Source organism: Nannocystis sp. RBIL2, from assembly GCF_026626745.1.
Classification (GTDB): domain Bacteria; phylum Myxococcota_A; class Polyangia; order Nannocystales; family Nannocystaceae; genus Nannocystis.
Genome location: NZ_JAPNJW010000001.1, coordinates 2,226,708 through 2,241,466, shown reverse-complemented (window position 1 = coordinate 2,241,466; position 14,759 = coordinate 2,226,708). Strand labels below are relative to the sequence as shown.

Genomic DNA, 14,759 nt, shown 5'->3' with positions numbered 1-14,759 from the left:
ATCGGGGTCTCTCGTACCGAGCGAACGAGCTGGCGGATCCGCGAGACGAGCACGCCGCTCGGCTCGCGTCGCGCGACCCCGATTTCTGGAGGATGAAGAGCGATTCGATGCACGACTGCACTCCGGTGGATCGGTCCGGTAGGTCTGGCGAGGCGGAAGCGGGCGAGCGCGAAGACCCCATGCGACTAGGCGACGCCGAGGTGGCGATCCGCCGCACGCAGATGTCGGGAGAGGCGCTCGCTCAGGGTTGCGACCTGCGGCGGCGCCATGAGGGTCACGTGGTCGCCGGGGACGACCTCGACCTGGACAGGGCCCCGCGCGAGCGCGTCCCAGCCGAGCTGGTCGTCGCCGTGAAACTGGCTGATGCCCTGGCCGCGCCGGCTGCGTTCGATCTCCTCTTCGGCGCGGAACAGCACGATGGCGAGGGCCGCCCCTCCCGCCGGTCGATAGGCGTCGCTCGCTCGTGTGGTGGCGCGGCTGACCTCGAGGAAGTTGCGTAGGCGGCTCTCGTCGTCTCCCTCCGCGAAGATGCCGGCGGCGCGCAGGCTCTCGGCGAGGACGCGGAGCTGTTCGTCCACGGGTCGCTGGAAGACCTCCGGGCCGATGTCGACCGCGCGGCCGAAGAAACGCTCGAGGATGCTGGTCAGGTTGCGCAGGCGCCAGGCGTCGTCGTTACCGGCCAGGCGTGCGCCCGTGCCCACCGGAGCGTCGCCGTCGAAGATCGCCAGGAGCGGCACCTCTTCGCCGGACGCCACGAGGCGCTGGGCCATCTCGAACGCCACCCTTCCGCCGAAGGAGTGACCGGCGAGGAAGTACGGGCCGTCGGGACGGACGGCCCGCAGCGCCTCGATGTACGAGCGCGCCATCTCCTCCACCGAGGTGTGCGGCGGCTGCCGGCCGTCGAGCCCCACCGGTTGGAAGGCGTAGAAGGGGCGCTCAAGGCCGAGATGACGGACCAGATGGGTGAACTCGATCGCGTCCATCGCTCCGCCCGGGACCGCGAAGAGCGGGATGCCCGCGCCCTGCTCCTGTAGCCGTACGAGCGGCGACGCCGGCAGCGGGGCGCGGGTCGGCTGCAGCGCGCGCGCGAGCAGGTTCACCGTCGGGTTCTCGGTGATGGTCACCAGCGGGAGATCGACGGCGAACTGACGGCGGATCTCCGCCATCAGGCGGACCGCCAAGAGGGAGGTGCCGCCGACGTCCCAGAAGCTGTCGTCCATGTTGAGCTCGCGCAGCCCGAGGACGCGCAGCCACAGCTGGGCGAGCTCGAGGCGAACCGCGCCAGAGGCCGCCGGCCGGAGCACGGCCGCCGGTTCGCTCGGCTGGCGCGTGAGCTCGGCCGCACCTGCGGCGACCCTCGGCACGGCGTCCACGGGAGTGTCGGGATGATCGACCGCGATGCGCAACGTGGCGGTCAGCGTCTCGACCACCGACGCGATCGTGTCCTCGTGGAAGAGAGCGGCGTCGTAGTGGCACGTGAAGACCAGGCCGCCGGCGGCGTCGCGCGCGTCCCAGGCCATGAAGTTCAGGTCGAGCGGGGCGAAGCAGGGATCGATGGGCAGGTGAGTGAGCGTGAGCCGGTCGCTCAGGGCGACGCGGGCGGGGTAGTTGTGCAGGATGAGCCCGACGTTGTAGAGCGGGTTGGTGTGGGCGATCCGCGGAGGATTCACCGCGCGCACGATCTCCTCGAACGGGAGATCCTGGTGGGCATAGGCATCGAGCGCCGTCCTGGCGGTGGCTCGGATCAGACGCGCGAGCGTGTCGCCGGGGACGAGCTGTCCGCGCAGCGGCAGAAAGTTCACGAAACAGCCGAGCAAGGGCTCGAGTTCCAGGAGGTGCCGCCCGGCGACGACGGTGCCGATGACCAGGTCGCGCTGTCCGGTCCAGCGGCCGAGCACCGCCTGGAGGCAGGCGGCGACCACGGCGAAGAGGGTGGTGCCGGTCTCGTTCGCCAGGCTGCAGAGCGCACGGTGGAGCGAGCCGGGCAACCTGACCTGGTGCGTGGCGGATCGGTGTGTGGACTGGAGTGGCCGGGGTCGGTCGAGGGGCAGCTCGATCCGGGGCGGCGAGCCGCGCAGAGTGTCCCTCCAGTAGTCGCGCTGAAGCACCAACTGCTCGCCGGTCGCCTGTTCGCGCTGCCAGAGGGCGTAGTCCCGGTATTGAAGGGGCAGGGGCGGCAGCCGCGGCGCGGTGTTCCGTTCGTACGCGCGGTAGAGTGTCGACAGCTCGGCCAGGAAGACGCCCAAGGACCAGCCGTCGGCGATGAGGTGGTGCATCGTGAGCGACAAGACATGCTCGTCGGCCGCGAGCCGCTGGAGGAGGACCCGCGCCAGCGGGCCGCGCTCGAGGTCGAAGGGCGTCGCGCGATCCTTCGCGGCGCGCCTGCGTGCCTCGTGCAACCGCCGATCCGACGAGACCTCCTCGAGGTCGCCCACGGAGAAGGGCAGGGGCAGATGCGGTCGTGCGACCTGCATCGGCACGCCGTCCTCGACGCGGAGCACGGTGCGCAGGATGTCGTGGCGACCGGCCAGGTCGTCGAGTGCACGCCGAAGGGCGTCGACGCAGAGCGGTCCGCGCAGGTGAACAGCATCCGTGATGTGGTAGGTGGCAGCGTCGGCGCCTTCCCACTGGTCGAGCACCCAGAAGCGCTCCTGCGACCAGGACAGGGAGGCGGGCAGGTGTCGGGCGGCAGGCTGGGCTCGAATCACGGCGGGGGCGTTGCCTTCGCTCGCGCGCAGGTAGCCCAGGATCTCGTCCTTGCGCCCGACCAGTTGGGCGCGCAGGGCCGCATCGAGGGCGCCGGCGGGTGCTTCGCAGCGGAGCCGCCCGTCCGAAGCGGACAAGACGGCGCCGCGGGCGGCGAGGTCGGCGAGCAGGGCGCGCAGCTCGGAATCCAGCGGAGCCTGGGGGAGCGCCGTGCCAAGCTCGTGCGCGAAGGGGACAGGCAACAGGTGGTCAGCAGGCATCGGGAAGCTCCTCCTGAATGCAGCGAAGGGGCCGGTAGCGAGCGGCGGCCAGCGTCGCTGCGACCGTGAACGCTCCGACCAGGAGCAGGAGCAGCGCGCTGCCGCGGCCGGGCCCGGTTCCGATGACGGACCCGATCGCGGGCGCGACGTCGGTGCGGGTCATGAGCGGCTCGAAGACGCGTTCGGCGAGGAAACCGGCCAAGAAGTAGCCGGCCGGCCGCGAGAGGATGGCCAGGCGGCGCAGCGCGAACACGCGACCGTGGAGATGCGCCGAGACCTTGGTCTGCCAGATGGTTTGGGTGCAGCCGTTGATGACCGGGATGGTGAAGAGCGCCACGAACCCGGCCGCGGCCAGGAACCACACGGCCGTGTGGAGGCCCATGAGCGCTACGTGCATCCCCAGCGCCGCCTGGGCCACGACGATGCCGGCGATTCGATTCTTCGGCCCGCCCCAGATGCTCATGGCGAGGCTGCCGAGGAGCATCCCGCCGCCGGCGAAAGAGCGCACAGTGCCCAGCGCCGCCGGCGACGCGAACGAGAGCACGATGGGGGCGCTGAGGATCTCGAGGAAGCCGACGCCGAGGCTCATGACGCAGGACAGGGCGACGAGGCCGACCAGGCCCGGACGCGAGGTGATATACGCCCAGCCCTCGGCGGTCTCCCGCCACAACGAAGGGGTGTCGAGCGCACCGGGGCAAGGGCGCGGGACGGAGGGCACGCGCGTGGCGAGGAGGGCGGTCAGGGCGACGACGAACGTGGCGAGGTCGAGGAGGACGACGCCCGACAAGCCGACGGAAGCGAGGAGGAGGCCGCCGAGGGCCGGTGCGATCAGCTGCGCCGACGATTCGGTCGCCTGCACCGCCCCGCTGAGCCGGCCCCAGTGCTTCGCCGGCACGAGCCGCGAGGTGGCCGCGACATAGGCCGGCCAGTGGAACGCGGTGAACGCCGAGCTGACCGCGGTCGTGACGTAGAGGTGCCACGGCGCGAGGCGATCGGTCAGGAGCAGGATGGCGACCACGACGGTGACCAGGGCGGCGGCGCCGTCGCTGAGCAGCATCGCGGAGCGCAGGTTCCACCGATCGATCAGGGTCCCGGCGACGGGAGAGAGCAGGAGACCAGGCAGCGCCGCACACAGAGCGACGAGCGCGAGCTGCACGGTGGAACCGGTGCGCTGGAAGACCCACACGCCGAGAGCGAAGGAGGTGGTCCCCGAACCGACCAGGGACACCAGCTGGCCGCCCCAGAGGGCCCAGAAGTGCGCCGAGGTGCGGAGCGGAGCCTCCGCTCCGATCTCGAGGAGGCTCATAGCTCGACCGTCTCGATGCCGCCGGCGCTGCCGCCGGCCTGTCGGGTGAGGACGAGCGCCAGGGCGCGCTCGCGGGCACGGGTGTCGGCGTCGATGCGCGCGCTCAGGCCGGCGACAGTGGGCGTCTCGAACAACGAGCGGAGGTGCAGGTCCACGCTCAGGGCCCGGCGCAGTCGCGCGACCAACTGGGCGGCGAGCAGAGAGTGGCCGCCGAGCTCGAAGAAGTTGTCGTGAGCCCCGATAACCGTGACTCCGAGGAGGTCCCGCATGTACTCGGCGACCAGCGTCTGGGTCGGCGTCTCCGGAGCGAGCGCGGCGGGACGGTCGCTCGCCTCCGCGTCCATGGCGAGCAGCGCGGCCGCGTCCACCTTCCCATTTGGCAGGAGCGGGAGCCGCTCGGTGAAGTGGATGCGAGCGGGTAGCATCGACTCGGGCAAGTGCTGCCGCAAATATGTCATCACATCCGCCCGGGTGACGGCCGGCCCTGCTAGTGCGGAAGGCTGCACGACGAGGAAGGCGAGGAGCCGTCTGGCGGGGTCCTCATCGCCCTTGCCCGCGACCTGCACCGAGGCCTGACCGATCGCCGGGTGGGCAGCCAGCACGCTCTCGAGCTCGCCGAGCTCGATGCGGACACCGCGTAGTTTGATCTGGCGATCGGCGCGGCCGAGGATCTCCAGGTCGCCGTCGGTCCGATAGCGCCCGCGATCCCCGGTGCAGTACAGAATGTCGTCTTCCTCCGAGCGGAATGGATTGGCAACGAAGCGCTTCTGTTGCTCCTCGGGGGCATCGAGGTAACCGCGCGTGCGATAAGGCGTGCGCAGGACGATTTCGCCGACCTCCCCGATCCCGCATGGCTGCTGGTCCGGGCCGAGCACCAGGGCCTGGGTGTGTGGCAGGGGCAGCCCTGCCGGTTGAACCCCGGGCCGCGGCTCGTCCGGCACGCGATAATAGCACTTGACCATGGTGGTCTCGGTCGGGCCATAGAGGTTGATGATTTCGACCGACGGCGCGAGGTCCTGCCACCGGCGGACCAATTCGGCGTGGAGCGGCTCTCCCGCGAAGAAGACCAGGCGCAGGTCCGGCAGGGTGTCATCCGGCCCGGCCTGCGCGACCCAGTGCCGGCCGAGGCTCGGAACGGTATGCAGGAGGGTGATGCGCTGGCGGCGGAGCCACTCGCGCGCGGACGACGGGGCGAGGAGGTCGTCCGCTTCCGGGAGGCACAGGGTCGCCCCGCTGGTCAGAGGCAGAAAGAGGTCGCGCAGCACCGCGTCGAACGAGAGCCGAGTGGCCAGCGCCACTCGGTCCTGCGGCCCGACGTCGAAGGTCCGACGCTGCCAGTCGACGAAGTGCGCCAGACCGTCGTGTGTGCCGAGAACTCCCTTCGGCGTGCCGGTCGAGCCGGAGGTGTAGAAGATGTACGCGGCATCCGTCGGCTCGCTCGACGGATCGGCCGACGCGCAGGAGAGGCCGGAAGTCGCGAGCGGAGACACCCAGGCTCCGCTCTCTCGATCGACCTCCCAGGTCGTGAGCGGCTCGCCCGGACTCGACGGCTCGCTCGGACCGATCCGGATGAGCCGTCGCGTCCTGGCCTCTCGCAACATCAGCGTCCGCCGGCGCTCGGGCAGGTCGGGGTCCACGGTCAGGAGGACGCGACCGGAGAGGAGGATCCCGACGATGCCGGCGACGAGGCCGAAGCTGGGAGCGCCGGTGATGGCGACGACGTCGCCCGGCTGGCCGAATCGCGCGAGTCGGTCGGCGATGATGTTCGAGGCGCGGCAGAGCTCTCCGTAGCTCCAGGACCGCTCTCCCTGCCGGATGGCGGGCTGCTGCGGACACGTCTCGGCCAGGCGAGAGAGCGACGCCGTGACCCGGGGGTACTCGGGTTTGGCCAGCGCCGCCCGCGGGTCCGGCAGCTGCGCGGCGGCTCGGGGCGTCACCAGCGAATAGTGGGAGAGCGTATGCTCTGGCTGCGCCACCACCTGCCTCAGCAGGTGCTCGAACTGGTCGCCCAGCTGCTCGATCGTCGACCGGTCGAACAGCGCCTCGTTGTAGATCCACTTGAGGACGAGCCCCTGGCCCCGCTTCTGCACGAGCAGGCTGAGATCCAACCGGGTCGGGGTGTCGGCCTGCTCCGCGAGCGGCTCGACCTCGAGCTCCTGCAGGCGGAATGCAGTGGTCTCTGCGTCGAGGTCCACGTTGAACCAGACCTGGAAGAGCGGGTGGCGCTCGGGCGTGCGCTCCGGCTGGACCGCTTTGACGATCTCCTCCAAGGGCACGTCCTGATGGGCATAGGCGCCCACGGTGACCTGTTGCACCTGGCGCAGCAGGTCCGTGAACCGGCGCTTTCGCTCGAGTCTCACGCGAAACACGAGAGTGTGGAGGAAGAGACCGATCACGGAACGGAGCTCCGCGCGAGGCCGAGTCACCACCGGTCCGCCGATCAGCAGATCTTCCTGGCCACCGTATCGGCCGAGGTGCAGCGCGAAGATCGCGAGCAAGGTCATATGAAGCGTCACGTGGGACGCCCGGGCGAGGGCGCGTAGGGCGTCCACGAGCTCCGCATCGAGCGCGTGCGTGTGGGTGACGCTGCGAGCGGTCGCGGCCGCGTGACGAGGCCGGTCGGTCGGCAACGACAGGGCTGCCGGCGCGTCGCGGAGCTGCTCCTTCCAGTAGAGGAGCTGGGCGGCGAACCCCTCTTCGCCCACCCTGGCGCGCTGCTCTCGCGCATAATCGGCGTACTGCAGGGGGAGCGCGGGCAAGGGGCACGGATTTCCGTCGCCCTCGGCCTGATACAGGGCCGACAGCTCGCGGACGAACAGCCTCAACGACCAGGCGTCGCCGACCAGGTGGTGCAGCGTGGCGAACAGCACCCATTCGCTGCGCCCCATGACGATCAGGGTGACGCGGAGGAGTGGGCCGCGCTCGAGGTCGAACGGGCGGCGCGCTTCCTGATCGACCAGAGTCGCTAGCGCGCGCTCCTGGTCCTCGGCCGACCGATCCTGCCAGTCGCGGGTGTCGAGCGCAAATCGGAACTCGGGGAGCGGCGTGATGCGCTGCCGAGGTCGACCGTCCTCTACCTCGAATCGAGCCCGCAAGATATCGTGTCGTCGAACGATCGCATGCAACGCGCGCTCGAGGCGTGGGACATCGAGCCGGCCGCGTAGCCGAACCGCGCCCGGCATGTTGAAGGTACCAGTCCCGCTCTCGAGCTGGGACTGCAGCCAGACCCCCTCCTGCGCCCACGACAGCGGTGCCGGCTCCGGTGGTGCGGGACAGGTGGCCGGCGTCGCTTGCAGAGCGCCGGGCACGACCAGGAAGCCGCCCTGACGGAGCTCGGCGATCGACTCGCGCGCCGCCGCGATCACCCGCTCCACGTCCTCGTCCGTGTGGGCGGTGGACAGAAAGCCGGTGCGACCCTCCCAGAAATAGATCCCCTTGGCGATCATGTGGTGATAGAAGAGCCGCAGCTCGAGCGGCTCGTAGAAGTACGAGGTCTCGCTCGGCTCCTCGCTCCGCGCGAGGCGGAAGATCGAACCACAGCGGACCGCCGAGAGCGGCGCGCCCTCGGCTCGAAACAGCTCGTTCAGGCCGCTCGTCAAGCTGCCGGCGCGGGCGTCGAGCGCCTGGTACAGCGCCGGCCCTTCGGCTTCCAGCGCGTGCAGGACTGCCAGGGCCGCGGCGACGGCCAGGGGGTGCTTCGAGAAGGTGCCGGCGAAGAACGTCGGCTCGACCGGCGGGTAGCTGTCGTCGCCGAAGCTCCACGAACCCCCGTCGATCCGGTCCAGGTAGGCGCGCCGGCCGGCCACGACCCCGATCGGCATGCCGCCGCCAAGAAGCTTTCCGTAGGTGGCGAGGTCGGCCTCGACGCCGAAGTAGCCCTGGGCGCCTCGCGGGTGGAGCCGGAACCCGGTGATGACCTCGTCGAAGATCAGCGCCGCGCCGAGCTGGTGAGTGAGAGCGCGGAGCTCACGGAGGAAATCCCCGGGCTGAAGCTCCGGGCGGCGGCTCTGGACCGGCTCGACCAGGACTGCGGCCAGCCGGGGGCCGTGCGCTCGGAGCGCTTCGAGCGCGCTTGGATCTCCGTATTCCAGGACCAGCACGTCGTCGACCGCGGCCTGCAACACGCCGAGCGCCATCGGCAGCGATCGCAGGCGACCATCGATTCGCCGTCCGAGCGCCAGCGTCCCATCGGAATGGCCGTGGTAAGCGCCCTTGAACAGCGCGATGGTGTAGCGACCGGTGGCCGCTCGCGCCAGGCGAAGCGCGGTCATCACCGCTTCGGTCCCCGAGTTGCAGAAGACGACGCGCTCCATGCCGGTGAATTTGCACAGCGCCTCGGCCAGTTCACCGGCGAGCGCGCATTGCGGTCCGAGCTGCACGCCCTGGTCGAGCTGACGGTTCAGGGCGGCGGCGACGAAGGCGGGTCGATGGCCGAAGAAGTGGACGCCGAAGCCCATCGAGACGTCGATGTACTCGTTTCCGTCCACGTCCCACAGCCGCGAGCCCTTGGCCGAGGCGCCGACGATCGGATAGAGGAGCTCTTTCGTGTGGCGCGCAAATCCCACGGCCGCCCGACGGTCGGCGAGGACGCTCCGGTAGCGCTGTGCGTGTGCCTTCGATGCCCGGGTGCGTGCGGTGTACCTGGCGGTGAAGTCGAGGATGTAACGCTTTTGCGATTCGCCGAGCGGCTCGGGCCCGACCCGTCCCGCCGGCGGTGGCCGGGAGAGAGGCGCCTCGTCTCGGTCTTTGTGAGAAGGGGGCGGGACCGGCGCGGCGCTCGAGGGCCGTCCGGCGGCCGGATCGATCACGGCCGGCTGGTTCGCAGGTGGGTCCACACCGAGCAGACGAAGCTGCCTGGACATCAGCTCGAGCTGCCCGCGTATGAGCCGTTCGATCGAGTCGGGTGGCAACTCCGCACCCGCCGGGAGTGCCTCGTCGACCGGCTGCAGGCGGGCGGAGAGACGGTCGTCGGATTCGACACGATCATTCTCGGCCTCGGCCTGGTCCCCGGGGCCTCGGTGCCATTCGGCGGACACGACCGCATCTCGCCCGCGAGCGTCCTCGACCGTATGGCGAGTGACGAATTCGGCCAGCGCGTCCAGGTGGGTGAGCTCCTCGAAGAGCTGGTGCGGGGCCACCTGCACGCCGTAGCGACTATCAATCCAGTGCGCCACCTCGATGAAGACGATCGAGTCGGCGCCGAGCTCGAGGAACGAGCGCGCCGGGTCGAGCTCGGCCGCGGGCATTTGCAGCTGTCTCGCCAGGACGTCCGCCAGCGCGGCCGCGACCGCGGGCTTGCCGGCGGCCCTGGTCTGGTCGCCGTCGGGGCGTGAGTGTCGGTGCGGCATCAGTTGGAATCCTTCGGGATGCGAGAGGTCGATGACTCGGGGCGGCCGGCGCTCGCCTGAATCAGCCGCAGCTGTTCGCGCATCAGGTCGAGCTGCTCAAGCGTGATCCTCAGCGCGCGGGCGGACATCTGCTGGCGGCCCGCCAGCGGTGCGTGCTCATCGCCGTGCGCCGACGGGGGCGACGCGACCCGGGCGGCCGGAGCGAGCACCGGCGCGGCGGGCTCGGGAGCGTCGATCCAGTAGCGGCGGTGTTGCCAGGGGTAACCGGGAAAGGCGACGCGGCGGCGCGTTCGCTCGAACAGCGACCGCCAGTCGACGTCGACTCCGCGCTCGTGGAGCGCAGCCACCGCCGCGAGCAGGGCCCGGTCCTCGCCGCACCCACGCCGTGCGCAGGGTTGGAAGCAGCGGTCCGCGGGCGGGAGGGCGCGATGGGCCAGGGACAGCAGGTTGGGTTGGGGCCCGAGTTCGACCAGGATGTCGACCTCGTCGTCGACTGCCGCCATCGCCTGAAGAAACCGTACCGGTGCGCGGACGTGCTCGATCCAGTAGTCGGCGCCGGCGAGCTCGCGGGAGGCGACCGCCCCGGTGACCGTGCTGATGAACGTGGCCTCCGGGACTCGATAGCGGATCGCGCGGGCGCGCCGGGCGAACTCCTCCACCATCGGCTCCATCAAGGGCGAGTGAAATGCGTGGGACACGGGCAGGCGGACCGCCGTTCGCCCCGCCGCCGCGAGCTCCTGCACCAGGCCGGTGATGCTGTCTTCGCGGCCCGCGACGACGACCTGCCGCGGTCCGTTGACCGCCGCGATCGCTGTCTCGGGCCATCGGCGCAGGGCGTTCCTGACCTCGTCCTCGCCGGCGTCGAGGCTGTACATCGCGCCGCCGGGCGGCAGCTGCCCCATGCCCCGGCCTCGCGCCGTGACCAACTCGAAGGCGTCTTCGAGCCCCATGACGCCCGCGGCGCAGGCGGCAGCGAACTCGCCGACGCTGTGGCCGATGACCAGATCGGGGACGACGCCGAGCGAGCACCACAGGCGAGCGAGGGAGTACTCGAAGGCGAACAGCGCCGGCTGGGTGTATTCGGTCCGATCGAGCAGCTCTGCGCCGGGGGCGTCGGACGAACACCACATCACCTCGCGGAGGCCCTTGGGCAGCCCCGAGGTGGCCGAGAAGAGCTCGTCGCAGCGGCGGAGAGTATCGGCGAAGACGGGCCAGCGCTCGGCCAGGTCGCGCCCCATGCCCGGGCGCTGCGCGCCCTGGCCGGTGAAGAGAAACGCGAGTTTCTTGCTCGAGCCGCGCCGTCCGCGTGATCTCGTGATTGCGGCGAGCCCTGCGCGGAGTTCATCGCCGGTCCCGGCCACGACGGCGGCGCGATACGGCAAGTGGCTGCCGGATGTGGCCACGGTGAATGCGAGGTCGGCCCAGGCGCGGTCCTTCGAGTGGTCGTCGAGGTGGTGCTCGAGCTGTCCGATGCGCGCCAGGAGAGCCTCGCCGTTGTGAGCGGCGAGCGGGAAGATCTGCGGTGTTCCCTCGGTCCGGTCGTCGCCCCGCGGGTCGCTTCGCGGCGCCTCTTCGAGGACGACATGGGCGTTGGTGCCACTCATGCCGAAGGAGCTCACTCCGGCGAATCGCGGCGCGTCGCCGGCCGGCCAAGGGAGGCTCTGGTTCACGACGGCGATCGGCGACTCGGCCCAGGGGAGGTGCGGGTTCGGCGTATGGAAGTGCAGGTTCGCGGGCAGGCGCGCGGCCTCGAGGGCCAGCGCGGCCTTGATGAGGCCGGCGACCCCGGCCGCGGCCTCGGTGTGGCCGATGTTGCTCTTGGCCGAGCCGATGCGCAGGGGCCGGTCGACCGGTCGGCCGGGGCCGAACACGGCCGCGAGAGCCTCGACCTCGATCGGATCGCCGAGGGCAGTGCCCGTCCCGTGAGCCTCGACGTAGCCGACCTGGTCCGGACGGACGCCTGCGCCGGCGAGCGCCTTGCGGATGACCGCCTCCTGCGCGGGGCCGCTGGGCGCAGTGAGCCCGTTCGTACTGCCGTCGTGGTTGATCGCGCTGTCTCGAATGACTGCGACGACCGGATCTCCGGCGCGCCGGGCGTCGTCGAGTCGCTTGAGCAACACGACGGCGCACCCTTCGCTGCGCACGTACCCGTCGGCGCTGGCATCGAACGCGGCACATCGGCCGGTCGGCGATATCGCATGCATGGCGCCGAGGTACAGGTGTCCTTCGGGCGACAGGATGAGATTGACGCCCCCGGCCAGCGCCTGGTCGCATTCCCCCGCACGCAGGCTCTGGCAGGCCAAATGGACGGCCACGAGCGACGAGGAGCACGCGGTGTCGACGACGAGGGTCGGGCCGACGAGCCCGAGGGCGTGGGAGATCCGGCCGGCGGCAATGCTCGTCGTGTTGCCGGTGATTGCATAGCGCGGATCGAGCGCGCCGGCTCGCTCCTGTCGCCGGTAATAGTCGTTGCTGCTGATGCCGATGAAGACGCCGGTCGGGCTGCCAGCGAGGTCCCGGGTGGCGAGGCCGGCCCGCTCCAGCGCCTCCCACGAGACCTCGAGCAAGAGCCTCTGTTGCGGGTCGAGCGATTCGGCCTCGCGCGGCGAGATCGCAAAGAAGGAGGCGTCGAACTGGTCGACGTCGTCGATGAAACCGCCGAAGTGGCTGGCGACCGGGGCGTGGGCGCCGGCGTGCTCGCGATCCCAGCGGCTCTTCGGCACGCCGCCGATGGGGTTGCGACCGTCGCACAGGAGCTGCCAGTAGGATTGGGGCCCATCGATCCCTCCGGGGAAGCGACAGCCGATGGACACGATGGCGATCGGCTGCCGTCCCAGCGACGGCGCGGGGACTGCGGCGGCGGAGTGTGCCGCCGTCTCGGTGCGGCTCAGGTGCGTGCAGATGGCGTCGATCGTGGGGTGGTCCCACACGAGGGTCGCTGGTACGCGGCGGCCCAGCGCCGCTTCCAGCTCACCGGCGAGTTCCACGCTGGTCTGCGAGTCGAGCCCGTACTCCACGAGCGGGCGCCGCGTGTCGATGTCGCCCGCCGGCAGCTTGGTGCGCCGGCTCAGCGCCTGGCACAGCCATGTTCGCAGTCGAGCGGCCGATTCGATGGGCGGGGGGCTCTCCACGGGCCAGCCTCTCGCATCGTGCACCGCGTCATCCGCCCTCCAGTGGGCCAGCGTTTCGATGGACCCATCGGCGACGCCGTCGCGGCAGGCCCCGCGAGTCAGCTTGCCGCTCGACGTCTTGGGCATGGCGCGCGGGGGCAGGAGGGCCACCTCGGCGACGGCCACATCATGGGCGGCAGCGACGGCGCCGCGAATCGCCGCAGTCACGGCAGCCAGATCCTCGCGGGCTTCGTCCTGCACCTCGGCAGCGATGGCCACGCCGTCGGCGCCACCGGACGAGGCGGCAAAGGCGGCCACGCAGCCGGGGCGAATGGCCGGATGAGCCGCGGTGACGGTGTACTCGATGTCCTGCGGGTAAAGGTTGCGGCCGCGCACGATGATGAGGTCCTTGCGCCGCCCGGTCACGTAGAGCTCGCCCGCGACGACGAAGCCGAGGTCTCCGGTGCGCGCAAAGGGGCCAGCCTCCGGCTCATCCGCGAGCCTGGCCGAAAACGTGGCCTCGGTCGCGTCCGGCTGGTTGCAGTAGCCCGGAGAGACACTCGGGCCCGACAGCCAGATCTCGCCCACCACGCCGGGACCGAGCCGGATGCAGCGGTCCGGATCGACGATCTCCAGCCGCTGGTCGGCTGCCGGAGTCCCGCACGACACGAGCTCGTGGGCCGACGCGTCGTCCTTCGCCGGTGCGAAGCGACCGCGCGCGAGCTCGTGACAGTCGGCGCGGACGCGGGCCGGCCAGGCCGTCGGATCGCCGCCGGTAGCGATGAGCGTCGCCTCGGCGAGGCCGTAACAGGGCCAGAACGCGCGCCCATCGAAGCCGTGGGGGCCGAACACCGCGGTGAAGCGATCGAGCGTCTGCGGATGGATCGGCTCGGCGCCGCTGAAGGCGACACGCCACGAGCTCAGATCGATCGCCTCCGATCCGGGGTGGAAGCGGCGAGCGCACAGGGCGAAGGCGAAGTCCGGGCCTCCGCTGGTCGTGGCGCGAAACCGGGAGACCGCCTCGATCCAGCGGGTCGGGCGCTTGAGAAAGTCGAGCGGCGACATCAAGGTCATCTCGAACCCGACGTGGAGCGGGTGGATGATGCCGACGATGAGACCCATGTCGTGGTAAGGCGGCAGCCAGAGCATCCCGCGGCTGTCGGCGTTGTGGCCGACTTTGATGCGAATGAGCTCGGAGTTGTGGACGATGTTTCCGTGGGTGACCATCACGCCTCGGGGATCCGAGGTGGAGCCCGACGTGAACTGGAGATAGGCGAGCGCCCCTTCCTCACGATCGGCGACCGACAGCCAGTCCGCCCGACTCGGCGGCGCGCGCAGGTTGTCGGTGCATAGCCAGGGCACCCGGCCGAGCGATGTGCCCTGCACGACCGACTGGGCTGCCGCCGCGATCGCCGAGGCGGTCACGACCGCGTCGATACGCGCGGCTTCGGCGATGGCCAGCAATCGGCGCAGGCAGGGCTTCCGGGGCGAGGGATCCGGCGGATAGGCCGGGATGGCCACGGCTCGGGCCATGAGGCAGCCGAAGAACGTCGCTATGTAGTCGAGGCCGGGTGGGTAGAGAAGAAGGACGCGCCTGTCCTGCAAGCTCTTCTCGCACAGGAACTCGGCGACGCCGGCACTGCGGGTATAGAGGTCCGCGAAGCTCCACTCCTCCGTCTCCCCGCTCGGCTCGCCATGGACGAGATACCGGTACAAGAGGTGGTCCGGTTTCGTTTGCAGGTGATGGTCGAAGGCTTCGAACAGGGAGCGCGGTTGCCTCATGGAGAACCCGTTTCCTCGGCATCGATTCGGCCCGTCGCTGAATCAGTCGTGAACGGCCTCGGCCAGGTCGAGCACGAGCTCTTGCCCGGCGCTGGGCGGCGGAACGACGACATCAAGGCCGCGCTGGCGCGGCAGTTCGCCCCGCAATCGCCCGGCCTCGGCGATGTTTCATTCGAACTCCCGGCGTATGGGTCGAGCCTCGTTCGTGAAGGTCCAGCGGTCTGCACGATAGGCGGATCCGTGGGAC

At 70.5% G+C, this 14,759-nt stretch carries 4 protein-coding genes; all 4 read right to left on the bottom strand.

From position 1 onward, the window contains the following. Positions 1 to 185: 185 nt before the first annotated feature. The 4 genes from OV090_RS08740 to OV090_RS08725 are packed head-to-tail and all read right to left on the bottom strand — an operon-like array spanning position 186 to position 14,512. Positions 186 to 2,966, bottom strand: coding sequence for a condensation domain-containing protein (locus OV090_RS08740; protein ID WP_267703071.1), 2,781 nt, complete (start codon positions 2,964 to 2,966; stop codon positions 186 to 188). Then, positions 2,956 to 4,272 carry an MFS transporter gene (locus OV090_RS08735; RefSeq protein ID WP_267703070.1) on the bottom strand — a complete coding sequence of 439 codons (1,317 nt, stop codon included), beginning with the start codon at positions 4,270 to 4,272 and terminating at the stop codon, positions 2,956 to 2,958. The genes OV090_RS08740 and OV090_RS08735 overlap by 11 nt, the downstream gene beginning before the upstream one ends. Beyond that, positions 4,269 to 9,620: a non-ribosomal peptide synthetase gene (locus OV090_RS08730; protein WP_267703069.1), complete on the bottom strand. Its 5,352-nt coding sequence runs from the start codon at positions 9,618 to 9,620 to the stop codon at positions 4,269 to 4,271. The genes OV090_RS08735 and OV090_RS08730 overlap by 4 nt, the downstream gene beginning before the upstream one ends. Then, the gene (locus tag OV090_RS08725; RefSeq protein WP_267703067.1) at positions 9,620 to 14,512 is read right to left on the bottom strand and encodes a type I polyketide synthase; all 4,893 of its coding nucleotides are present in this window, start codon (positions 14,510 to 14,512) and stop codon (positions 9,620 to 9,622) included. Before OV090_RS08725 ends, OV090_RS08730 begins: the two co-directional genes overlap by 1 nt. Between the last annotated feature and the right edge of the window lie 247 nt (positions 14,513 to 14,759).

What these genes read in the sequence shown, in the direction of transcription:
- OV090_RS08740 (WP_267703071.1), bottom strand. Translation starts at nt 2,966, where the DNA reads ATGCCTGCTGACCACCTGTTGCCTGTCCCCTTCGCGCACGAGCTTGGC.
- OV090_RS08735 (WP_267703070.1), bottom strand. Translation starts at nt 4,272, where the DNA reads ATGAGCCTCCTCGAGATCGGAGCGGAGGCTCCGCTCCGCACCTCGGCG.
- OV090_RS08730 (WP_267703069.1), bottom strand. Translation starts at nt 9,620, where the DNA reads ATGCCGCACCGACACTCACGCCCCGACGGCGACCAGACCAGGGCCGCC.
- OV090_RS08725 (WP_267703067.1), bottom strand. Translation starts at nt 14,512, where the DNA reads ATGAGGCAACCGCGCTCCCTGTTCGAAGCCTTCGACCATCACCTGCAA.